Origin of the sequence: Inquilinus limosus, from assembly GCF_051487185.1 — a bacterium.
Taxonomy (GTDB): Bacteria; Pseudomonadota; Alphaproteobacteria; order DSM-16000; family Inquilinaceae; genus Inquilinus; species Inquilinus limosus_F.
The window spans coordinates 45,896-67,898 of record NZ_JAHVDK010000003.1 but is presented as its reverse complement, the minus strand read 5'-3'; the positions used below and the strand labels follow the sequence as shown (position 1 = coordinate 67,898).

Genomic DNA, 22,003 nt, shown 5'->3' with positions numbered 1-22,003 from the left:
CAGACCTCTGGTCAGGCCTTCTCAAGAATACATTGTAGAGGATGCTGATTGCGGCGCGCGAAGTCCATCACCTGCGCCACCTTCGTCTCCGCCACCTCGTAGGTGAAAACGCCGCAGACGCCCACACCCCGACGGTGAACATGGAGCATGATGGTGGTGGCTTCCTCGCGACTCTTCGCGAAGAAGCGCTCCAGGACATGGACGACAAACTCCATCGGCGTGTAATCGTCATTCAGCATCAGGACCTTGTACATGGACGGCTTCTTCGTCCGTGGCCTGGTCTGAACGACAACCCCGGTGCCGGCGTCGTTGCCGCCTCCTCGATCATCCTTCCGTTCGGTGTCGCTCATGGATATGGGATGCGTGCTGCCGGTTTTGAACCCGACCATGATGATAGTGCCGCGGGGGCCGGAGGTGTAGACCCGGAACGCGAAAGATCGCGGAAAGCTGAAATGCAGACGGCCCCGACGACGCAGGTCGCCGGGGCCGTCGGGGACGCCGGTCCGGGGAGGAGCCGGATCAGGCGGCGATCGGCTTGGACAGGGTCTCGACCGCGACGTTGACGCGGGCGGCGATCGGCGCCACGGCCTCGTTGGTGACCTTCAGGCCCAGCTCCGACAGCTTGCTGCTCTCGGCGACGAAGCCGTCGAAGGCGGTCTTGGAATAGGCCGACTGCAGGTCGACGACCTCGCGCAGGGTCTTGGCCGCGAACAGCGACCGCGCCGCCTCGGCGGCCTGCTCGGCCGCGTTATGCTGCAGGGCGAACCAGGCGCGGGTGATCTGCTCGGTGCCCTGGGCGACGACGGTGGCCGACGCGAAGACGGCGTCGACATTGCCCTTGGCCAGCGCGACCAGCTCGTCGAAATTCTTGGTCGCGGCCTGGGCGGCCTTCTCGAACTGGTCCTTGGCCAGGGTCAGGCCCTGGGCGAAATTCTTCTCGGCGGCGGCCTGGCCGGCCTTGACGGTGTCTGCCACGGTGTCCCTCACGGTCTCGGTGGTGGTCTCGACGGCGGCGAGCTTGCTCGCGCCGGCACGGCTCTTGGCGGTGGTCATGACGAACGGCTCCAGCGGAAATCGATCTTCGCAGCCGACCGTCGCCGCCGGAGGGCGCCGCCCAGCCATGCTGCACTGCAACATGCCACAAATATGGGCAGATCGATTCGAACTGTCAACGATTTTTGTGCAGCGCAACATGACGGACAAATGCCGGCCCGGCGACCCAAGACGTTGCGCCAGGGCGGGCGATGTTGTCAGATTGGCCGGGCAATCTGGCGGACGCGACCGGGCCGGCATCTTTTTGCCGGGTCTGTCATTTGGTTTATGGACAAAAATCAACGGGTTAATTTAAAGTTCTGAAATCACGCCTGAACCGAGATCCGCAAGCGGCGTGAGCGGGGGGTCGGCATGGCACGTTTCGTTGCGCGATCGGCGGCAGTTGTTCTCGCCTGCCTCGCCCTGGCGCTTCTGCCCGCCTGGGCAGAGGCGGCGCCGCGCTATGCCGCCTATGTCATCGACGCCCGCACCGGCGAGGTGCTGCACGAGGAGAATGCGAACCAGCAGCTGTACCCGGCGTCGCTGACCAAGCTGATGACGTTGTATCTGACGTTCCGCAGCCTGGAGCGGGGCGATATCGCGCTGGACACGCGGCTGCCCGTCTCGGCTTACGCCGCCTCTCAGTCGCCGACCAAGCTCGGCCTGCCGGCCGGCAGCCGGGTCCGGGTCGAAGACGCGATCCTGGGCTTGGTCACCCAGTCCGCCAACGACGCATCGGTGGTGCTGGCCGAGGCGATCGGCGGCAGCGAATCCCGCTTCACCCGGATGATGACGCAGCAGGCGCGGGCACTGGGCATGAGCCGCACCACCTTCACCTCGACCAATGGCCTGCCGGATCCGGACAATGTCTCGACCGCGCACGACATGGCGGTGCTGGCCCGGGCGCTGATCAACGATTACCCGCAGTACTACCCCTATTTCGCGACCAAGAACTTCCGCTATCGCGGCCGAAACTTCCCGAACCACAACCGGCTGATGCAGACCTATCCCGGCATGGACGGGATGAAGACCGGCTACATCCGGGCCGCGGGCTACAACCTCGTGGCCTCGGCGATGCGCGGCAAGACCCGGCTGATCGGCGTGATCTTCGGCGGCACCAGCCCGACCGCGCGCAACGCCCGGATGGCGGAGCTCCTCGATGAGGGCTTCGAGTCGCATGGGGGCACCGGCGCCTATGTCGCGGAGGCGCCGGCTGCGGCCGCGCCAAAGGCGGCCGCCACGCCGTTTCAGCCGCCGGTGCCGGACCGCCGGCCGGACTCGGCGGACGATCCCCTGATGGCGGCGGCCGAAGGCGACGCCGAGGATGACGGCGCCGTCGGCAGCGACGGCATCGGCGCGATGATCGCGATGCATGCCGTGGCGCCCCGCGCCCAACGGGTGGTCTATGAGCCGGTGCCGCGCGCCCTGGCCGACATCCCCCTGCCGAAGCCGCGGCCGCTGCGCCGCCGATAAATTCGCCCGTCCGTCCGGCGGCTGCTACTCGCGGGTGCGGTCGACCTTGCCCGAGCGTCGTTCGGTAAGCGCGGCCCGGAACTCGGACACGACGAGCTTCAGAAATCTCTGGCTGAAGGCGCCGATCGGCTCGGTGCCGGGCTCGTAGTAGAACGAGATCTCCGCGATATCGTAGTTGAACTCGCTGACATAGACCCAGCCGGATTTCCAGTCAGTCAGCCCAGCGCGGCGCCGCTCGATTTCCGGAATCGCCACGGCCCGCTGATCGCTTCCCGGCGCGAGTGTGCTTACTGGCAGGAGAAATAGAGTGGTCTTGCCGCTCGCCGGGTCTAGGCGCGGCACGACCAAGCAGCAGGGACGATGCTTGCGGCCTTCGGTTTCACCGGCGTCGCGCTGTCGGGCCCAGAGATACGGATACCGGATCAGAAGGCCAGATCTAGGGGCCGTCATCGTCCTTCCCCTCGAGGATCTCGTCCAGCGCGGGGAGCAGGAGGTCCCGGATTTCATCCGGGACCTGATCGGTCCGGTAGACGCGGCGCGGATCCGCCGCGCGGATCAGCTTCTCATAGTCCTCGATGTTCATCAGGACGAGGCGCGGCTTGCTGCGCTGGGTGATCGTCACCGGGTGCCGCAGTGCCTCGGCGATGATATCGCCGGATTTGCGGGACAGATCACTGGTGGAATAGGAGGACACGGAAGGGCCTCATGCTGAGATTGCTGCAAAATACAGCAATCTCAGCAATTTCGCAATCCGACGCGCCTACCCCCGCAGCGTGCCGCCCTGCTTCTCGACCGCCGCGACGATCTTCTTGCCCACGGCCTCGATCGCCTCGTCGGTCAGGGTCGACTCGACCGGCTGCAGCGTCACCGCCAGCGCCAGCGACTTGCGGCCTTCGGGCATGCCCGGGCCGCGATAGACGTCGAACAGCGCGACATCGGCGATCAGCGTCTTGTCCGCCCCCTTCGCCGCCTTGAGGATGCGGTCGGCCGGCACCGCCTCGTCGACGACGAAGGCGAAGTCGCGCACCACCGGCTGGAAGGCGGCCAGCTTCAGCAGCGGCTTGGCCGTGCCCGCCTTCTTCTTCGGCTGCGGCACGGCGTCGAGGAAGACCTCGCAGCCGACCACCGGCCCGTCGACCACCAGCGCCGCCAGCACCGCCGGGTGCAGCTCGCCGAAATGGGCCAGCACCGTCGGCCCGAGGCGCAGACAGCCGGAGCGGCCCGGGTGGTACCAGTCCGGCGCATCGGTCGAGACCTGGAGATTGGCCACCGGCGCGCCCGCCGCCTCCAGCGCCGCGATCGCATCCGCCTTGGCGTCGAAGGCGTCGACCGGCCGCGGCGGCTGCGCCCAGTGGCGCGGGCCGCTGAGCCCCGCGCGGACCGCGGCGGCGACCATGGCCTGGCCAGTCTCGGTGGCGTCGCGATAGGCCGGGCCGATCTCGAACAGCGCCGCGTCGGGCAGGCCGCGCGCGGCGTTGCGGCCGGCGGCCCGGACCAGGTTCGGCAGCACCGAGGGCCGCATCGTGTCGAGGTCCGACGCGATCGGGTTCAGGAGCTTCAGCCCGGTGTTCTGGAAGCCGAACCAGGCCGCGTCGCGCCCGTCCATGAAGGACCAGGTCACCGCCTCGTCCAGGCCGCGGGCGGCGAGGGTCCGCCGCACCAGCTCGCGCGCCTTCTGCGCCGGGTTGAGCGCCGGCTGGGTCAGCGCCGACGGCTTCGGCAGCGGCACCGCCGGGATGGCGTCGTAGCCGTTGACCCGCAGCACCTCCTCCACCAGGTCGGCCTCGCCCTCCACGTCGCCGCGCCAGGACGGCACCGCCGCCTCGATCACGCCGTCGGCGCCGTCGGAGACGCCGAAGCCGAGCGCCGAGAGGATATCCTTCTGCCGGTCGCGCGGCACGGCGACGCCGCCCAGGCTCTCGACCCGGTCGGGCCGCAGCGTCAGGCTGCGGCGCCAGTCCGGCTCGCGCCCGGCGACCACCACCTGCGACGCCTCGCCGCCGCAGAGCTCCAGGATCATGCGGGTCGCCTGCTCGATCCCGGCGATCACCGCCGCCGGGTCGACGCCGCGCTCGAAGCGGTAACGGGCGTCGCTGCTGATGCCCAGCGACCGTCCGGACAGCGCGGTGCGCACCGGGTCGAACAGCGCCGCCTCCAGGATCACCTCGGTGGTGTCGCCCTCCACGCCGGTCGACTTCCCGCCCATGATGCCGGCGAGGCTGAGCGGGCCGCTGTCGTCGCCGATCATGGTGACGCCGGCGCCGAGCGTGTAGGTCTTGTCGTTCAGCGCCTCCAGCGTCTCGCCGCCCAGTGACAGGCGCAGCCACAGCCCGCCGCGGACCTTGCCCTTGTCGAAGACATGCAGCGGCCGGTTGCGGTCGAAGGTGAAGAAGTTGGTGATGTCGACCAGCGCCGAGATCGGCCTGAGGCCGATCGCCTTCAGCCGCGCCTGCAGCCAGGCCGGGCTGGGGCCGTTCTTCACGCCGCGGAACACCCGGGCGACGAACATCGGGCAGGCCGAGGCGGCCTCGGCCGGGAAGTCGAGGTCGACGGTCAGGTCGGTCCGGAAGCTGCCGGCCACCGGCGTCTCGTCGAGCGGCTTCAGCGTGCCGAGGCCGGCGGCGGCGAGGTCGCGGGCGATGCCGCGGATGCCGGCGCAGTCGCCCCGGTCCGGGGTCAGGCCGATCTCGATCACCGGGTCGTCGAGGCCGCGCCAGGCGGCGAAGGAGGCGCCGAGCGGCGCGTCCTCCGGCAGCTCGATGATGCCGTCATGTTCGTCCGACAGGCCGAGCTCGCGCTCCGACACCAGCATGCCGTTCGAGGCCTCGCCGCGGATCGTCCCGGCCTTCAGCACGACGCCGGTGCCGGGGATATAGGAGCCGGCCGGGGCGAACACGCCCTTCATGCCGGTGCGGGCATTGGGCGCGCCACACACCACCTGCACCTCGCCCTTGCCGGTGTCGACGATGCAGACCCGCAGCCGGTCGGCATTCGGGTGCTGCACCGCCGATTTGACGTGGGCGATGGTGAAGGGCGCCAGGGCGGCGGCCGGGTCCTCGACACCGTCGACCTCGAGCCCGAGGCTGGTCAGCGCGTCGGTGATCTCGCCCAGCGACGCCGTGGTGTCGAGATGGTCCTTCAGCCAGGACAAAGTGAGCTTCATGGTCGCGGTCTCGATGCGGCGGGCGGGTTCAGCGGGTCAGGCCGGTGGCCAGGCTGGGCACGTCGAGCGGCACGAAGCCGTAATGCTTCAGCCAGCGCAGGTCGGCCTCGAAGAAGGTGCGCAGGTCGGGGATGCCATATTTCAGCATCGCCGGCCGCTCGATCCCCATGCCGAAGGCGAAGCCCTGGTAGCGGCTGGAATCGATGCCGCAGGCCTCCAGCACCTTCGGATGGACCATGCCGCAACCCATGATCTCCAGCCAGTCGCCGTAATTGCCCAGCTTCAGCTCGCCACCCTTGCGCGAGCAGCCGATATCGACCTCGGCGGACGGCTCGGTGAAGGGGAAGAAGCTGGGGCGGAAGCGCACCGGCAGGTCGGGCACGTCGAAGAAAGCGCGGCAGAATTCGAGGATGCAGCCGCGCAGATGGCCCATATGCGTGGACTCGTCGATCACCAGCCCCTCGATCTGATGGAACATCGGGGTGTGGGTCTGGTCGTAGTCCGAGCGGAAGGTGCGGCCGGGCGCGACGATCCGGATCGGCGGCTTCTGCGACAGCATGGTGCGGATCTGCACCGGCGAGGTGTGGGTGCGCAGCAGCGCCGCCTTCCCGTCCGGCCGGTCCGGAAGGTAGAAGGTGTCGTGCATCTGCCGCGCCGGATGCTCCGGCGGGATATTGAGGGCGGTGAAGTTGTGCCAGTCGTCCTCGATGTCCGGGCCTTCGGCGACGGTGAAGCCCATCTCGGCGAAGATCGCCACCATCTCGTCGCGGGTCTGGCTGATCGGGTGGATCCGGCCCGTCCGCTCCGGCCGAACCGGCAGGGTGACGTCGACCGTCTCGCGCACCAGCCTGGCATCGAGCGCCGCCCGCTCCAGCTCGGCCTTGCGGGCGTCGAGCAGCGCGGTGATCTCGTCCTTCGCCACGTTCAGCGCCGCGCCGAAGGCCTTGCGCGCCTCGGGGTCGAGGTCGCGCAAGCCCGCCATCAGCGCGGTCAGGCTGCCCTTCTTGCCCAGCGCCGCGACCCGCACCGCGTCCAGGGCCGCGAGGTCCTGGGCCTGGGCCAGCGCCTCGGCCACCTCGCGCTTCAGCGTCTCTACCTGTTCCATCGCCTGCATCCCCGATGGTCGTACCGGTTGGCCGCCTCACGGCCATGAAAAAAGGGGCCGAGCCACAGGCCCGACCCCCGCTTCTCTTCGCTCTGTCCTGCCCCGCCCCTGGCGGGACGGGATCAAGCGGCGTTCTTCAGCGCGGCCTGGGCCTGTTCGACCAAGGCCTTAAACGACTCCGGCTCGCGCGTGGCGATGTCGGACATGACCTTCCGGTCGATGTCGATGCCGGCGAGCTTGATGCCGTGCATGAACTTCGAATAGGTCAGGCCGTGCTCGCGCACGCCGGCGTTGATGCGCTGGATCCACAGGCCGCGGAAGTCGCGCTTCTTGTTGCGCCGGTCGCGATAGGCATAGCGCAGCGCCTTCTCGACCTTCTCGATCGCGACGCGATAGTTGGTCGAGGCGCGGCCGCGGTAGCCCTTGGCGAGCTTGAGGATCTTCTTGTGGCGGGCGTGGCTGGTGACGCCGCGGGAAACTCGTGCCATCTCTCAGCGCTCCGTTCTCAGCCGTTCACCAGCAGATAGCGCTTCACCTTCGTCGCGTCGGCGTCGCACATGATCTTGGTGCCCTGGTTCCGCTCCTTCGCCTGCTTGTCCTTGGTCAAGAGGCGGTGGCGGCGATAGGCGGAGTTGAAGCGGACCTTGCCGGAGGCGGTCAGCCGAAAGCGCTTCTTGGCGCTCGAATGGGTCTTCATCTTGGGCATTTCGGGTCCTTCCGAAGGAAGACGGTGAAAGGGCGGTTGGGCATGCCCCGGGGTTCGGACCCCGGCCTCGCCGCCCGAAGGAGCGCGCGTTATAACGGCCCCCGCGCGCGTTGACAAGCGCCGCATAAACTGGGCTTAGTCGCAGCCTTCCCGCAACCACGAGACTCTGACCGAGACTCACTCTCAGCGAGCCTGTCCATGATTCCCGCTGTCATGCCGACCTATGCGCGTGCCGACCTCGCCTTCGAGCGGGGCGAAGGGGCGTATCTGTTCGGGACGGACGGGCGACGATACCTGGATTTCGCGGCGGGGATCGCGGTCGTGGCGCTGGGCCACTGCCACCCCCATCTGGTGAAGACGCTGCAGGAGCAGGGCGCCAAGCTGTGGCACACCTCGAACTTGTACCGGATCCCGGAGGGCGAGCGCCTGGCGCAGCGGCTGGTCGACGCCACCTTCGCCGACACGGTGTTCTTCACCAATTCCGGTGCCGAGGCCTGGGAGGGCGCGACCAAGCTGGTGCGCAAGTATCACTACACCCGCGGCAACCCGAAGCGCTGGCGGATCATCACCGTCACCTCCAGCTTCCACGGCCGCACCCTGGCCGCGATCTCGGCCGCCAAGGGCGAGAAGCTGATCAAGGGCTTCGGTCCGCTGGTCGAGGGCTTCGACCAGGTGGCCTGGGGCAACATGAACGAGCTGCGCGCGGCGATCACCGACGAGACCGCGGCGATCTGCATCGAGCCGATCATCGGCGAGGGCGGCATCAAGGCGGCGACGCCGGAGTTTCTGCGCGAGCTGCGCCGCGTCTGCGACGAGTTCGGCCTGCTGCTGTTCTTCGACGAGATCCAGTGCGGCTACGGCCGGACCGGCAGGTTCTTCGCCCATGAATGGGCCGGGATCACGCCGGATGTGATGTGCGTCGCCAAGGGCATCGGCGGCGGCTTCCCGCTCGGCGCCTTCCTGGCGACCGAGGAGGCGGCCTGCGGCATGACCCCGGGCACCCACGGCTCGACCTATGCCGGCAACCCGCTGGCCACTGCGGTGGGCAATGCGGTGCTCGACATCGTCCTGGCCGACGGCTTCTTCGATCAGGTCGAGCGCACCGGCCGGCAGCTCGAGGCCGAGCTGGAGGCGCTGGTCGCCCGCCATCCCACGGTGTTGGAGGAGGTGCGCGGCATGGGGCTGATGCTGGGCCTGAAATGCGTGCAGCCGAGCGACGAGCTGGTCCCCGAGTTGCGCGCCGCGGGCCTCCTGACCGTCGGCGCCGGCGAGAACGTCATCCGCATCCTGCCACCCCTGACCATCGGCGCGGCGGAGATCGCCGAGGCGGTCGCGATCCTTGACAAGGTATGTGCCGCCCGGGCGGTGAAGGCGGCGGCAAATGGCTGACGTCCGGCACTTCACCGATCTGCACCACCTGTCCAAGAGCGACCTGCGGCAGATCATCGACCGGTCGATCGACCTCAAGCGCACCGACCCGCGCGGCGAGCGGGCGAAGCCGCTGGCCGGGCGCACCCTGGCGCTGATCTTCGAGAAGCCGTCGACCCGCACCCGCGTCTCCTTCGAGGTCGGGATGCGCCAGCTCGGCGGCGAGGTGGTGATGCTGACCGGCACCGAGATCCAGCTCGGCCGCGGCGAGACCATCGGGGACACGGCGCGGGTGCTGTCGCGTTATGTCGATGTGATCATGCTGCGCACCTCGGACGAGGACCGGCTGCGTGAGATGGCCGAGAACGCGACGGTGCCGGTGATCAACGGCCTGACCGACGAGACCCATCCGTGCCAGCTGATGGCCGACGTCATGACCTTCGAGGAGAAGCGCGGGCCGATCGCCGGGCGCATCGCCGCCTGGTCGGGCGACGGCAACAACGTCGCCCGGTCCTGGATCCGCGCCGCCGGCATGTTCGACTTCGAGCTGCGCCTCGCCTGCCCGGACGAGCTGTCGCCGCCGGCCGACCTGATCCAGTGGGCGCATCGCCAGGGCGCCCGCGTCTCGGTCGGCACCGACCCGGAGACCACGGTGCGCGGCGCCGACATCGTCGTCACCGACACCTGGGTGTCGATGGGCGACAAGGACGCGCCGTCGCGCCACAACCTGCTGCGGCCCTACCAGGTCGACGAGCGGCTGATGGCGCAGGCCAAGCCGGACGCGCTGTTCATGCACTGCCTGCCGGCGCATCGCGGCGAGGAGGTGACGGACGGGGTGATCGACGGCCCGCAATCCGTGGTCTGGGACGAGGCGGAGAACCGCCTGCACGCCCAGAAGGGCATCCTCTTGTGGTGCCTGGGAGCGATGTGACGATGGCATTGCCGACGATGGGGGGCGACGACCTCGTCCTCCCCTTCCAGATCGAGGCGTCCGGGCTGCGCGGCCGGCTGGTTCGGTTCGGTCCGCTGCTCGACGACATCCTCGGCCGCCACGCCTATCCCGAGCCGGTCGCCCATCTCCTGGCCGAGACGGTGGTGCTGACCGCCCTCTTGGCCAGCGCCCTGAAATATGACGGGGTGTTCACCCTGCAGGCGAAGGGCGACGGGCCGGTGCGCCTCCTGGTCGCCGACGTCACCACCGACGGCGCGGTCCGCGCCAACGCCATGTTCGATGCGACCCGGCTGTCCGGCGCCGCCACCACGGTGCCGGCGCTGCTGGGCCGCGGCCATCTGGCCTTTACCGTCGACCAGGGCAGCGACACCGAGCGCTACCAGGGCATCGTCGCGCTGTCGGGCGAGACTCTGTGGGAATGCGCCCAGCACTATTTCCGGCAGTCGGAGCAGCTGCAGGCCGGGCTGCGCTCCGCCGTCCGGCACGGTGAGGCCGGCTGGCGCGGCGGCGGCATCATGCTGCAGCGCCTGCCCGATCCCGAGAAGCAGGTGCCGACCGACCGCGAGGACGACTGGCGCCGCGCCATGGTGCTGCTCGGCTCCGCCACCGATGCCGAGCTGACCGAGCCGGGCCTGTCCGGCGAGGCCCTGCTGTACCGCCTGTACAACGAAGATGGGGTGCGGGTCTTCCCGACCCAGCCGATGCGCTTCGCCTGCCGCTGCTCGCGCGAGCGGGTGGCGTCGATGCTGAAGTCCATGCCGAAGGCGGAGATCGAGAGCCTGGCCGTCGACGGCCGGGTCGAGGTCGCCTGCGAGTTCTGCAACACCCGGTATGATTTCGACCGGGATCAACTCGCGGCGCTCTACGCCGCCTGAAAGCCCAGGCTCTAACCCGACCGGAGGACCCGATGACCCACCCGACCCGCCGCAGCCTGCTGGCCGGCGCCGCCCTTGTGCTGCTCGGCGCCTGCGGCGGCCCGGAGCTGGGCAATGTCGCGCCGGTGAGCTTCGCCGGCCGCCCGCCGATCCGGCTGGACGTCGCCCGGATCGACACGGTGGACCGGGCAGCACTGCCGGGGGCCACCCAACTGGCGCAGAGCCCGGCGGCGGCGATCCGCAGCTGGGGCGCCGCCCGGCTACAGGCCGGCGGCCGAGCCGGCGGGCTCACAGAAGCGCGGTTGATCATCCAGGAGGCCAGCCTGACCCAGGAGCCGTTGGCGACACAGGGCGGGCTGACCGCGGTGTTCCGCGACCAGCCGTCGCTGAAGCTGACCCTGAGGCTGGCCGCCCGCCTTGAGGTCGGTCCTGTCTTCAACTTCACCGGCGGCTATGCCGATGTGAAGGTCGAGCGTTCGACCACCCTGACCGACGGCTCCAGCGCCGCCGACCAGGCGCGGGCCGAGGGCGTCTTGCTGCAGGATGGGATGAACGACTTCGACCGTCAGTTCGAGGCCAATATCCGGCAGTATCTGGCGCCGCTGGTGCTGCCGTAACGGCGCCGGACCGCCTCCTCCGACTGGGTGAACCGGCCTAGACTCTGGCTGATTTCCCTTTCGCTTCGCTCTATGGCACAAGGCAGGACGTGAAGCGTTCATACCGGGTGTCCCGAGTTTCAGAGAAGGCATTCATGTCTGCATCTCTCAAGGTCGCCGTCTTCCCCGTCGCAGGCCTCGGCACCCGGTCACTGCCCGCCACCAAGGCGGTGCCGAAGGAAATGCTCTGCGTCGTCGACAAGCCGGTGCTGCAATACGCCGTCGAGGAGGCCAAGGCCGCGGGGATTGAGGAGTTCATCTTCGTCTCCAGCCGCGGCAAGACGGCGCTGGAGGACCATTTCGACGAGCATGCCGAGCTGTACGCCACGCTGGAGGCGCGCAAGAAGCCGGAGCAGCTGAAGGCGGCGCGCGATGCCGAGCTGCCGCCCGGCCAGTTCAGCTTCGTCCGCCAGGCCCAGCCGCTGGGCCTCGGCCACGCCGTCTGGTGCGCCCGCCACCTGGTCGGCAACCGGCCCTTCGCCGTGCTGCTGCCGGACGAGATCTTCAAGTGCCGCACCCCGCTGCTGGCGCAGATGGTCAAGGCCTACGAGGCGCATGGCGGCAACATGATCGCGGTGCGCGAGGTGCCGAAGGAGCTGACCTCGCGCTACGGCATCCTGGCGATCGGCAAGGACGACGGCACGGTGGCCGAGGTCACCGGCCTGGTCGAGAAGCCGAAGCCGGAAGAGGCGCCGTCCGACCTGTCGATCGTCGGCCGCTACATTCTGCAGCCGGAGGTGTTCGGGCATCTCGACCGGCAGGAGCGCGGCGCCGGCGGCGAGATCCAGCTGACCGACGCGATGGCCCGGCTGATCGGCAGCCAGCCCTTCCACGGCGTGCGCTTCGAAGGCGACCGCTTCGACTGCGGCGACAAGGTCGGCTTCATCGCCGCCAACCTGGCCTATGGGCTCGACCGGCCGGACCTGTCCGCCGCGCTGCGCGAGGCCGTCGCCCGTTATCTGTGACCCGGCCGGTCCGACCGGCGGAACCCTGGAGTACGCGCCCCCATGCGTATCGCGATGATCGGAAGCGGCTATGTCGGCCTCGTCTCCGGCGCCTGCTTCTCCGAGTTCGGCCATGACGTCGTCTGCGTCGACAAGGACGCCGGCCGGATCGAGCAGCTGAAGCGCAACGAGATGCCGATCTACGAGCCGGGTCTCGACGCGCTGGTGGCGAAGAACGCCGCGGCGGGGCGCCTCTCCTTCACCACCGACCTGGCGGCGGCGGTCGACGGCGCCGATGCGGTGTTCATCGCCGTCGGCACGCCGAGCCGGCGCGGCGACGGCCATGCCGACCTGTCCTATGTCTTCGCCGCGGCCGAGGAGATCGCCCGGGCGCTGACCGGCTATGCCGTCGTCGTCACCAAGTCGACGGTGCCGGTCGGGACCGGCCGCAAGGTCGCCGAGGTGATCCGCCGGGCCCGGCCGGACGCCGATTTCGACGTCGCCTCCAACCCCGAATTCCTGCGCGAAGGCTCGGCGATCGGCGATTTCATGCTGCCCGACCGGGTGGTGATCGGCACCGATGGCGAGCGCGCCCGGAAGGTGCTGTCGGACATCTACCGGCCGCTGTACCTGATCGAGCGGCCGATCGTGACCACGGCGCTGGAAACGGCGGAGCTGATCAAATACGCCGCCAACAGCTTCCTGGCGATGAAGGTGACCTTCATCAACGAGGTCGCCAATCTGTGCGAGGAGGTCGGGGCCAATGTCCACGACGTCGCCCGGGCGATCGGCCTGGACAAGCGCATCGGGCCGAAATTCCTGCATCCCGGGCCGGGCTATGGCGGGTCCTGCTTCCCGAAGGACACGCTGGCCTTCGTCCAGACCGCGCGCGAGGCCGGGGCGCGCCAGCGCCTGATCGAGACCGTGATCGACGTCAACGAGGCGCGCAAGACCGAGATGGCGCAGCGCGTGGTTGCGGCCTTCGACGGCAACGTCGCCGGCAAGACCATCGCCGTGCTCGGCCTCGCCTTCAAGCAGAACACCGACGACATGCGCGACGCCCCCAGCCTCACCGTGGTGCCGGCGCTGCAGCAGGCCGGGGCCCGGATCCGCGCCTACGACCCGGCGGCGATGAAGGAGGCGCGCAAGCTGCTGACCGACGTCGACTACGCGACCGGCGCCTATGAGGCGCTGCGCGGCGCCGACGGCGCCGTGGTGCTGACCGAATGGAACGAGTTCCGCGCCCTCGACCCCGCGCGGATGCTCAAGCTGATGGGCGGCCCGGTCTTCGTCGACCTGCGCAACGTCTACAAGCCGGCGGATATGGAAGCGGCCGGATTCCGTTATCACAGCATCGGCCGCCCGGTTCCGGGCTCGGCCAGTTGAGCCTTCAAGACCCGTCCGAGGAACCTACCCGTATCATGAGCCACAGCTTCCACCCCACGGTCCTGCGCGAATACGACATCCGCGGCGTCATCGGAAAGACGCTGGCCGCCGCCGACTACCAGGCGGTCGGCGCCGCCTTCGGCACCATCGTCCGGCGCAAGGGCGGCACGCAGGTGGCGGTCGGCTATGACGGCCGGCTGAGCTCGCCGGAGCTCGAGGCGGCGATGGTCCGCGGCCTGGCCTCGACCGGGCTCGAGGTGGTGCGCGTCGGCCTGGGGCCGACGCCGATGCTGTATTTCGCGCAGAAGCATCTGGACGCCGATGCCGGGGTGATGGTCACCGGGTCGCACAACCCGCCGGACTACAACGGCATCAAGATGGTGCTGCGCTCCGGCGCGGTCTATGGCGACCAGATCCAGGAGATCGGCCACCTCGCCGCCGCCGGCGACCTGGAACAGGGCGCGGGCGCGGTCCGCGACCTCGACCTCCGCGACCTCTATGTCGAACGGCTGCTGCGCGACTATGACGGCACCCGCGAGCTGACCGTGGTCTGGGATGCCGGCAACGGCGCCGCCGGCGAGGTGCTGCGCCGGCTGACGGCGAAGCTGCCGGGCTGGCATGTCCTGCTGTTCGACGAGATCGACGGCCGCTTCCCCAACCACCATCCGGACCCGACCATCCCGGAGAACCTTGTCGCGCTGCAGGCGAAGGTGGCCGAGGTCGGGGCCGATCTCGGCATCGCCTTCGACGGCGACGCCGACCGCATCGGCGCAATCGACGGCCAGGGCCGGATTATCCCCGGCGACATGCTGGTGGCGGTCTACGCCATCGACGTGCTGCCGGGCCATCCCGGCGCCACCGTCATCGCCGATGTCAAGACCAGCAAGACGGTGTTCGACGCAATCGCCAAGCTGGGCGGCACGCCCCTGATGTGGAAGACCGGCCATTCGCTGATCAAGGCGAAGATGGCGGAGGTGAAGTCGCCGCTGGCCGGTGAGATGTCGGGCCACATCTTCTTCGCCGACAAGTGGTACGGCTTCGACGACGCGCTCTATTGCGGCGTGCGCCTGGTGGCCCAGGTCAGCCGCAGCGGCGGCACGCTGGCGGCGCTGCGCGACAGCTTCCCGGCCACGGTCTCCACCCCCGAGGTGCGCTTCCAGGTCGACGAGAGCCGGAAATTCGCGGTGATCGCCGAGGTGCTGGAGCGCCTGCGCGAGGCCGGCGCCGAGGTCAACGACATCGACGGCGCCCGGGTGACCACGCCGGACGGCTGGTGGCTGCTGCGCGCCTCGAACACCCAGGACGTGCTGGTGGCGCGGGCCGAGAGCGCCGACGAGGCCGGGCTGGAGCGGCTGAAGGCCCAGATCGTCGACCAGCTGAAGCTGAGCGGCCTGGCCGAGCCGAGCTTCACCGCCTCGGCGCATTGATCTGGCGGCGTTGCCCCCTCACCCTCCCGCCGCCTTCGGCGTCGGGCCCCTCCCTCTCCCCGAGGAGAGGGGATCATCACCTCTCCTCGGGGAGAGGTCGGAACCGCGTCAGCGGTTCCGGGTGAGGGGGCGGCACCGGCCCATCCGTTGAAGATCGGCCTCTACCCGAGCCCCCGCAGCCGGGCCATCGCCAGGGCGTCGACATAGGCGCCATCGCGATAGGCGTAGGCGCGCAGCCGGCCTTCCTCGACGAAGTCGAACTTGCGGTAGAGGGCCAGCGCCGGCTCGTTGTCGGTCCAGACCGTGAGCTCGAGCCGCTTCAGGTCCAGCCAGTTGTCGGCAGTGTCGATCAGCGCCGCCATCAGCGCCGTGCCGACGCCGCGGCCGGCGAAGTCGTCATGGACGCCCATGCCGATCGCCGCCGAATGGGCCCGGCGGCCCTTGCCGCGGTGCAGCCCCGCATCGCCGATGATGCGGCCATCCGCGTCGGCGACGATGTGCACGTCGTCCGGCGACCGGTCGGCCAGCCACTTCTGCACCGCCTCCAGGGATGGGAAGGGAGGCCGCAGAGTGCCCCAGCGGAAGCGCGGCTGGCTATGCAGCTCGGCCAGGCCGACCGCGTCTGTGGCCCGGCTGGCGCGCAGCACGAAGGCGGGTGCGGCCGTCATCCTTCGACCCCGCCAAGGTCCCTGAGCCTGGCCATCGTCAGGGCATCGACATAGGCCCCGTCCCGGTAGCCATGCGCCCGCATCCGCGCCTCCTCGACGAAGCCGAACTTGCGATACAGCGCCAGGGCCGGCTCATTGTCGGCCCACACCATCAGCTCCAGCCGGCGGATGTCGAGCCAGTTGTCGGCGGCGTCGATCAGCGCCGCCATCAGCGCGGTGCCGATGCCACGGCCGTGCCGGGCGTCGTGCACGGCCAGGCCGATCCCGGCGCTGTGCCGCCGGCGGCCCCGGCCGAGCGTCAGGTCGGTCAGCCCGACGACCCGGCCTTCGGCCTCCGCGACGATATAGACGTCGCCCGGCGACCGTCCCTCGATCCACTTGCGGATCGCGTCCGCCGATTCATAGGGCGGCCGCAGCGTGCCCCAGCGAAAGCCGGGCTGCGCCTGCATCTCCGCGACATCCGGCCAGTCCTCGGTGCGCAGCGCCCGGAGGATGAAGGCCGGCGCGTCGGTCACACCTCCTCCTCGCCCCGGACGATGGCGACGGCGCGGCGGGCGCGGGCGGTGACCGCGGCCCAGTCGCCGGCCGCCACCTCGGCCTTGCCAGCGATCCAGGTGCCGCCGACCACCGCCACGTTCGGCAGCGCCAGATAGGCCCGCAGGTTGGATTCGCGGACGCCGCCGGTCGGGCAGAAGCGCATGCCGGCGAAGGGGCCGGCCAGCGCCGCCAGGGCCGCCTGGCCGCCATAGATCTCGGCCGGGAAGAACTTCAGCACGCCGTAGCCGAGGTCGCGCGCCGCCATGATCTCCGACGGCGTCACCGCGCCGGGCAGGAAGGGGAAGCCTTCCGCCGCCCGCGCCAGGGCGGGGGTCAGGCCGGGGCTGACGCCGAAGACGGCGCCGGCCCGGCGCGCGGCGTCGAGATCGGCCGGGGACAGCACCGTGCCGGCGCCGACGATCGCCTCCGGCACCTCCGCCGCCATGGCGGCGATGACGTCGATCGCGGCCTTGGTGCGCAGCGTCACCTCCAGCACCGGCAGACCGCCATCGACCAGCGCGCGGGCCAGCGGCACCGCCGCCTCCACCGTCTCGACGGTCAGCACGGGGATGATCGGGGCGCGGGCGATGATGGCGTCGACGGTCATGACAATCTCGATCGGTCAGCGGTCATTCGGGTTGCGCCGCACCATAGCAAATTGCGGCGGCCGGACGAGAGTCATACGCCCCGAGTTGCCGAGAATCGTTGGCTCACCGCCTCACCCTTTGCGTTCTTTTCAGAACGCCCCCCACCGTTATTGCGAGGAGGCGAAGCCGACGAAGCAATGACGGTGTGTGAGGTTTCTTCCTTGCAGCCCTTCGGTCAGGCCTGTCCACCGGCGAAGTCGGGCATGGCGTCGCGCGGCACCACGGCGCCCCGATGGCCGATCACCACGGCGGCCAGGCGATGGCCGCGCAGCGCCGCCGCCGCCGGATCCAGCCCGGCGAAACGGCCGGCCAGATAGCCGGCGTTGAAGCTGTCGCCGGCCGCGGTGGTGTCGACCGGCGTCACCACCGCCGGCACCGGCACCGTGACCACACCCTCAGCCGTGGCGACGTGGCAGCCGTCGCCGCCGCATTTCACCACGACCTCGCCGACGCCATAGCCGCGCAGCCGGGCGATGGTCGCCTGCGGGTCGGCGTCGCCGAACAGCGCCTGCTCGTCGTCGAAGGTCGGCAGGGCGTGGGTGGCGAGCGCCAGGAACCGCTCGAACACCGCCTGCGCCTTCGCCTTGTCAGGCCAGCCGCGCGGCCGATAGTTGCCGTCGAAGGCGATGCGCGCCCCCCGCGCCCGCGCCGCCGACAGCGCCGCGTGGAAGGCGTCGCGGCCGCGGTCGCCGTAGAGCGACAGGGTGATGCCGGAGAAGTAGAGCAGGTCGTAGCCGGCCAGCCGCTCGGCCAGCTCCGCCGCGCCCGGCAGCTCGAACACCTCGCGCGCCGGCGCCCGGTCGCGCCAGTAATGGAAGCTGCGCTCGCCCCTGTCGTCGGTGCGGATCATGTAGAGGCCGGGCACCCGGCCGGGCAGGCGCGGCACCAGCCCGGTCCCCACCCCTTCCGCCCGCCAGCGGGCCAGCATCTCGTCGCTGTAGGGGTCGTCGCCGAGGGCGGTGACGTAGTCGACCGCAACGCCCTGGCGGGCGAGGTAGACCGCGGTGTTCAGCGTGTCACCCCCGCTGGACAGCTGGGCGTCGCCGCCCGGCTTCACCGCAATCTCGATCATGCATTCGCCGATCGATGCCACCCGCATGAAACAACCCCTTCCCGGCTCGCGGCCGGTCCCGGTCAGGGCGTCGGCGCGTCGGCGCGAATCAAGCTTTCGGATTTCAGATCCGACCACAGCCCGGCCGGGATCGGGTAGCGGAAATTCTCGACATTGCGTTGCACCTGGTCGGGCGACAGCGCGCCCGGGATGATCGAGGCGACGATCGGATGGCCGAGCGGGAACTGCAGCGCCGCGGCGGCCAGCGGCACGCCATGCGCGGCGCAGACCCGCTCGATCTTGCGGCAGCGCTCCAGCTCCTCCGCCGTCGCGTCGCGATAGGCGTATTTGGCGCCCGCGACCGGGCCGGTGGCGAGGATGCCGGAGGCGAAGACGCCGCCGATGACGATGCCGACGCCATGTCGCTCGCATAGCGGGAACTCCGCCTCCAGCGGCTCCTGGTCCATCAGCGTGTAGGGCATCGCCACCAGGAAGGCGTCGAGATCGGCGGCGTCGAGCAGCCGCGGGATCATGCCCATGACGTTGATGCCGGCGCCGACCGCGCCGACCACGCCGGCGGATTTCAGCTCCTCCAGCGCCCGCCAGCCGGAGGCGGAGAGCCGGTCGAGATGGGCCCGCACCCGGGCGTCAGTGGGGTGGTGCAGCAGGTCGAGGTCGTGGATCAGAAGCAGGTCGATCCGCGGCAGGGTCAGCCGCATCCAGATCTGCTCCACCGCCCGCATGATGCCGTCATAGCCGTAGTCGAAGACGACGTCGAAGGGCAGGCCGCCGGCCCATTTCTCGGAATGGAAATGCTCCGGGTCGGGCGACGGCTTGAGCCAGCGCCCGACCTTGCTGGAGACCCGGAACTCGCTGCGCGGCTGGCCGTGCAGGAAGCTGCCCAGCCGGTGCTCGGCCAGGCCGAGCCCGTACCAGGGGGCGGTGTCGAAATAGCGGATGCCGGCGTCCCAGGCCGCCTGCAGCGTGGCGTGGGCCTGCGGCTCCGGCACCGTGACGAAGAGCTCGCCGAGCGCCGCCGTGCCGAAGCCAAGCGTGGTCACCTCGAGGTCGGTGCGTCCCAGGCGGCGGGTGTCGAACGGCATCGGCGGAGCTCCTGTCAGGATGTCATACCAAGGGCTGCCAATATTGACCCGTCATGGCGAGCCCCGGAGGGGCGTGGCCATCCAGCGGCACCAGCCCCTGGATGGCCACGGCGCTTCGCGCCTCGCCATGACGGGGAAGGGATCGAAGAGTCGATCCCAAAGGCCGCTGTATCACTGCGAATCGGCGGCGCCGGAGGCCTCGACGATCGGCGCCCATTTCGCCAGCTCGGCCGTCACATGCTTGCCAAGCTCGTCCGGCGTCGAGCCGACGACGGTGGCGCTGACCTCGGCCAGGCGCGGCTGCAGCGCCGGGTCCTTCACCGCCTTCAGCGCCGCGGCGTTCAGCCGGTCGATCACCGGCTGCGGCGTGCCGGCCGGGGCGAACAGCGCGTTCCAGGTGTAGGTCTCGTAGCCCGGCACGCCCGCCTCCTCCATCGTCGGCAGGTCGGGGAAGCTGGGCGACCGCGTCTTGGTGGTGATCGCCAGCGCCCGCAGCGTGCCCGCCTTGATGAAGGAGGTGGAGGACGGCAGGTTGTCGAACATGATCGGCACCTGGCCCGCCACAACGTCGTTCAGCGCCGGCCCGGCGCCGCGATAGGGGACGTGCACCATGTCGACTCCGGCGAGGCTCTTGAACAGCTCGCCCGACAGGTGCAGCGGCGTGCCGATGCCGGAGGAGGCGTAGCTGTACTCGCCCGGCTTGGACTTCAGCAGCGCGATCAGCTCCTGCACCGACTTCACCGGCAGGCTGGGATGGACCTCGAGCACGTTCGGCACCAGCACCAGCAGCGACACCGGCGCGAAATCCTTCACCGGGTCGTAGGGCATCTCCTTCATGACCGCGGGGTTCAGTGCATGGGTCGCGATCGTGCCCATCAGGATGGTGTAGCCGTCCGGATCGGCCTTGGCGACGGCGGCGGCGCCGATATTGCCGCCGGCCCCGGCCTTGTTCTCGACGATCACGGTCTGGCCGAGATCCGCGCTCATCTTCTCGGCGACCAGGCGGGCGATCAGGTCGGTCGAGCCGCCGGCCGAGAACGGCACCACCAGTGTGATCGGCCGCGACGGGAAGGCGTCGGCCGCCGGCGCCGTCCCGGCCGGCAGCGCCAGACAGGCCGCCAGGCCCGCAAGCAGGACGGTTCGTCGGAACAGGCCGTGCAGCGACATCATGCGTCTCCCCCTACTTCGATCGTGCGGTGATGCGTTGTTATGATCCGGGCGCGGCCGGGGCCGCGCGACGGGCCGCGATTGTCGCGGAGGATGGCGGCGCTGGCAACCCGTGCCGCCGCCGATCAGCCTCTCTCAGGCCGGCGCGTCGGCGGCGATCGCGGTCTCGGGGCTCGCCGCCTCCAGCTCGCGGGCGCTCTGGTTCATGATGAACTGCATCGCCTTGCGCGCCGCCCGGGCGTCGCCGGCCGCAATGCCCTCGTAGACCGCGCGGTGGTCGCCGACCGCCAGCGGAAAGGCCCGGTTGCGCCGCGCCTGGGCCTGGAAGCTCATGGTCAGGAGGGGTCCCAGGATGGTGCTCAGCCGCTCGATCAGCGCGTTGCGGCTGGCGGCGAAGACCGCGAGGTGGAAGCGGACATCGGCGCTGTAGAAGGCGTTCGGATCCTCCCCCGCCTTCTCCATGTCGTCCAGCGCCTCCAGGATCAGCGCCCGGTCCTCGGGCTGCGACCGGCGCGCCGCCAGCTCCGCCGCCGCCGGCTCGATTGCCCAGCGCAGCTCGACGAGGTCGCGGCGAAAGCTCGGGATCAGCGCCTCGGGCGAATGCCAGCCGAGGATGTCGGGGTCCAGCAGGTTCCAGGCCTCGCGCGGCCGGACGCGGGTGCCGGAGCGGCGGCGCGGCTCGACCAGCCCCTTGGCGGCCAGGACCTTGACCGCCTCGCGGATCGCCGACCGGCTGGCGCCGTAGGTCTCGGCCAGCTCGCCTTCGCTCGGCAATGTGTCTCCGGGGGGAATCTGGCCGGTGACGATCCGGGCTCCGATATCGTGGACCACCCGGCCGTGCAGGCCGGCGGAGGGATAACCGTTCTTCTTCATGCCGCGGTCGTCGACCTTCTTGGGATCCTGGATCATTGTCGCCGAAATCTCCCGCGTTGCAATGATTTGACAAAAATATCGTTGCTCAGCGCCCTCCGGACACGTCGATCGTGGTCGCCGTCATGTAGGAGGCGGCGTCGGAGAGCAGGAACAGCACGGCCTCGGCAATCTCCTCCGGCCGGCCGATGCGGCCGATCGGGATGGTCGGCGCCACCGCGCCCAGCACCGTCTTGCCGCCGATATGGTCGTCGTTGATGTCGGTGTCGGTCAGGCCCGGGCGCAGGCCGACGACGCGGATGCCGTCGGCCGCCACCTCGCGCGCCAGGCCCGTGGTGAAGGAATCGACCGCGCCCTTGGAGGAGGCATAGGCCACCTCCTGCGGCAGGCCGCCGTGCCGAGCCGCGACCGAGGAGATGTTGACGATCACCCCGCCCGGCCCGCCGTGGCGCCGCGACATCCGCCGGATCGCCTCGCGGCTGCAGTAGAACATGCCGAAGACGTTGGTGGCGTAGAGCGCGGCCAGGCCCTGCGGGTCGTCCATCGCATCGACCCGGGTCACCGGGCCGATCACCCCGGCATTGTTGACGAGGGCGGTGACCGGGCCGAGGGCGCGGTCGATCCCGGCGAACATGGCCGTCACCGCGGCGCTGTCGCCGACATCGGCGGCGAAGGAAGCGGCCTCGCCGCCCGCCGCCGCGATCTCCGCCACCAGCCGCTCGGCCGCGTCGCGCGACCGGCTGTAATTGACCGCGACGCGCCAGCCGCGGGCCGCGCCCAGCCGGGCGATGGCAGCGCCGATTCCCCGGCCCGCGCCGGTGACGAGCAGCACCCCGGCCATCGCATCCTCCCTCTTGTCCGACGAATGAGCGT

General features: G+C 70.0%; 24 protein-coding genes. 8 read left to right on the top strand and 16 right to left on the bottom strand.

Annotation, left to right across the window (positions count from 1 at the left end; genetic code table 11):
- Positions 1 to 11 precede the first annotated feature (11 nt).
- The gene (gene clpS, locus KXR53_RS03895; protein ID WP_034844418.1) at positions 12 to 350 is read right to left on the bottom strand and encodes an ATP-dependent Clp protease adapter ClpS; all 339 of its coding nucleotides are present in this window, start codon (positions 348 to 350) and stop codon (positions 12 to 14) included.
- Positions 351 to 519: 169 nt separating this feature from the next.
- A complete protein-coding gene (locus KXR53_RS03890; protein ID WP_437373588.1) occupies positions 520 to 1,053 on the bottom strand; it encodes a phasin family protein in 534 nt (177 codons plus the stop codon).
- Between the two features lie 351 nt (positions 1,054 to 1,404).
- Here KXR53_RS03890 and KXR53_RS03885 point away from each other — a divergent pair, with 351 nt between their 5' ends.
- Positions 1,405 to 2,505: a D-alanyl-D-alanine carboxypeptidase family protein gene (locus tag KXR53_RS03885; protein ID WP_437373586.1), complete on the top strand. Its 1,101-nt coding sequence runs from the start codon at positions 1,405 to 1,407 to the stop codon at positions 2,503 to 2,505.
- A gap of 24 nt (positions 2,506 to 2,529) precedes the next feature.
- On the opposite strand, the gene KXR53_RS03880 is transcribed toward KXR53_RS03885, so the two are convergent.
- The 6 genes from KXR53_RS03880 to rpmI all read right to left on the bottom strand — a co-directional run bounded on the left by KXR53_RS03880 (position 2,530) and on the right by rpmI (position 7,479).
- Entirely contained in the window at positions 2,530 to 2,760 is a 231-nt protein-coding gene (locus KXR53_RS03880; protein WP_437373584.1) for a hypothetical protein, read from the bottom strand.
- Between the two features lie 181 nt (positions 2,761 to 2,941).
- A complete protein-coding gene (locus KXR53_RS03875; RefSeq protein WP_437373582.1) occupies positions 2,942 to 3,199 on the bottom strand; it encodes a type II toxin-antitoxin system prevent-host-death family antitoxin in 258 nt (85 codons plus the stop codon).
- 66 nt (positions 3,200 to 3,265) lie between these two features.
- Positions 3,266 to 5,668, bottom strand: a complete 2,403-nt coding sequence (gene pheT, locus KXR53_RS03870) for a phenylalanine--tRNA ligase subunit beta (protein WP_437373580.1) — start codon at positions 5,666 to 5,668, stop codon at positions 3,266 to 3,268.
- A 28-nt stretch (positions 5,669 to 5,696) separates the two neighbouring features.
- Complete coding sequence (gene pheS / locus KXR53_RS03865; protein WP_437373578.1) at positions 5,697 to 6,773, bottom strand: phenylalanine--tRNA ligase subunit alpha; 1,077 nt, start codon at positions 6,771 to 6,773, stop codon at positions 5,697 to 5,699.
- Between the two features lie 122 nt (positions 6,774 to 6,895).
- On the bottom strand, positions 6,896 to 7,261 hold the full coding sequence (rplT, locus tag KXR53_RS03860; protein ID WP_437373576.1) for a 50S ribosomal protein L20: 366 nt from the start codon (positions 7,259 to 7,261) through the stop codon (positions 6,896 to 6,898).
- A 17-nt stretch (positions 7,262 to 7,278) separates the two neighbouring features.
- The gene (gene rpmI, locus KXR53_RS03855) at positions 7,279 to 7,479 is read right to left on the bottom strand and encodes a 50S ribosomal protein L35 (protein WP_437373574.1); all 201 of its coding nucleotides are present in this window, start codon (positions 7,477 to 7,479) and stop codon (positions 7,279 to 7,281) included.
- A 198-nt stretch (positions 7,480 to 7,677) separates the two neighbouring features.
- On the opposite strand from rpmI, the gene KXR53_RS03850 reads away from it, so the two are divergent.
- From KXR53_RS03850 to pgmG, 7 genes are all read left to right on the top strand, one after another.
- A complete protein-coding gene (locus KXR53_RS03850; RefSeq protein ID WP_437373573.1) occupies positions 7,678 to 8,868 on the top strand; it encodes an aspartate aminotransferase family protein in 1,191 nt (396 codons plus the stop codon).
- Entirely contained in the window at positions 8,861 to 9,778 is a 918-nt protein-coding gene (gene argF, locus KXR53_RS03845) for an ornithine carbamoyltransferase (RefSeq protein ID WP_437373571.1), read from the top strand. The genes KXR53_RS03850 and argF overlap by 8 nt, the downstream gene beginning before the upstream one ends.
- Positions 9,779 to 9,780: 2 nt before the next feature.
- Entirely contained in the window at positions 9,781 to 10,674 is an 894-nt protein-coding gene (locus KXR53_RS03840; protein WP_437373569.1) for an Hsp33 family molecular chaperone HslO, read from the top strand.
- Positions 10,675 to 10,706: 32 nt separating this feature from the next.
- Complete coding sequence (locus tag KXR53_RS03835; RefSeq protein ID WP_437373567.1) at positions 10,707 to 11,291, top strand: hypothetical protein; 585 nt, start codon at positions 10,707 to 10,709, stop codon at positions 11,289 to 11,291.
- A gap of 134 nt (positions 11,292 to 11,425) precedes the next feature.
- Entirely contained in the window at positions 11,426 to 12,295 is an 870-nt protein-coding gene (locus KXR53_RS03830) for a UTP--glucose-1-phosphate uridylyltransferase (protein WP_437373565.1), read from the top strand.
- Positions 12,296 to 12,337: 42 nt separating this feature from the next.
- Positions 12,338 to 13,660, top strand: a complete 1,323-nt coding sequence (locus KXR53_RS03825) for a UDP-glucose dehydrogenase family protein (protein ID WP_437373563.1) — start codon at positions 12,338 to 12,340, stop codon at positions 13,658 to 13,660.
- 35 nt (positions 13,661 to 13,695) lie between these two features.
- Positions 13,696 to 15,087, top strand: coding sequence for a phosphoglucomutase/phosphomannomutase PgmG (pgmG, locus tag KXR53_RS03820; RefSeq protein ID WP_437373561.1), 1,392 nt, complete (start codon positions 13,696 to 13,698; stop codon positions 15,085 to 15,087).
- A 161-nt stretch (positions 15,088 to 15,248) separates the two neighbouring features.
- Here pgmG and KXR53_RS03815 read toward each other — a convergent pair whose 3' ends face one another.
- From KXR53_RS03815 to KXR53_RS03780, 8 genes are all read right to left on the bottom strand, one after another.
- Positions 15,249 to 15,755, bottom strand: coding sequence for a GNAT family N-acetyltransferase (locus tag KXR53_RS03815; protein ID WP_437373559.1), 507 nt, complete (start codon positions 15,753 to 15,755; stop codon positions 15,249 to 15,251).
- Positions 15,752 to 16,270: a GNAT family N-acetyltransferase gene (locus KXR53_RS03810; protein ID WP_437373557.1), complete on the bottom strand. Its 519-nt coding sequence runs from the start codon at positions 16,268 to 16,270 to the stop codon at positions 15,752 to 15,754. Before KXR53_RS03810 ends, KXR53_RS03815 begins: the two co-directional genes overlap by 4 nt.
- Positions 16,267 to 16,899 (bottom strand): bifunctional 4-hydroxy-2-oxoglutarate aldolase/2-dehydro-3-deoxy-phosphogluconate aldolase, encoded by a 633-nt coding sequence (eda, locus tag KXR53_RS03805; protein WP_437373555.1) that lies wholly within the window; start codon positions 16,897 to 16,899, stop codon positions 16,267 to 16,269. The genes KXR53_RS03810 and eda overlap by 4 nt, the downstream gene beginning before the upstream one ends.
- Positions 16,900 to 17,114: 215 nt before the next feature.
- Entirely contained in the window at positions 17,115 to 18,038 is a 924-nt protein-coding gene (locus KXR53_RS03800; RefSeq protein ID WP_437373553.1) for a sugar kinase, read from the bottom strand.
- A gap of 35 nt (positions 18,039 to 18,073) precedes the next feature.
- Entirely contained in the window at positions 18,074 to 19,093 is a 1,020-nt protein-coding gene (locus KXR53_RS03795) for an aldo/keto reductase (RefSeq protein ID WP_437373552.1), read from the bottom strand.
- Positions 19,094 to 19,264: 171 nt separating this feature from the next.
- Positions 19,265 to 20,263, bottom strand: a complete 999-nt coding sequence (locus KXR53_RS03790; protein ID WP_437373550.1) for a Bug family tripartite tricarboxylate transporter substrate binding protein — start codon at positions 20,261 to 20,263, stop codon at positions 19,265 to 19,267.
- Between the two features lie 132 nt (positions 20,264 to 20,395).
- Complete coding sequence (locus tag KXR53_RS03785; protein ID WP_437373548.1) at positions 20,396 to 21,169, bottom strand: FadR/GntR family transcriptional regulator; 774 nt, start codon at positions 21,167 to 21,169, stop codon at positions 20,396 to 20,398.
- A 49-nt stretch (positions 21,170 to 21,218) separates the two neighbouring features.
- Positions 21,219 to 21,971, bottom strand: coding sequence for an SDR family oxidoreductase (locus KXR53_RS03780; RefSeq protein ID WP_437373546.1), 753 nt, complete (start codon positions 21,969 to 21,971; stop codon positions 21,219 to 21,221).
- Between the last annotated feature and the right edge of the window lie 32 nt (positions 21,972 to 22,003).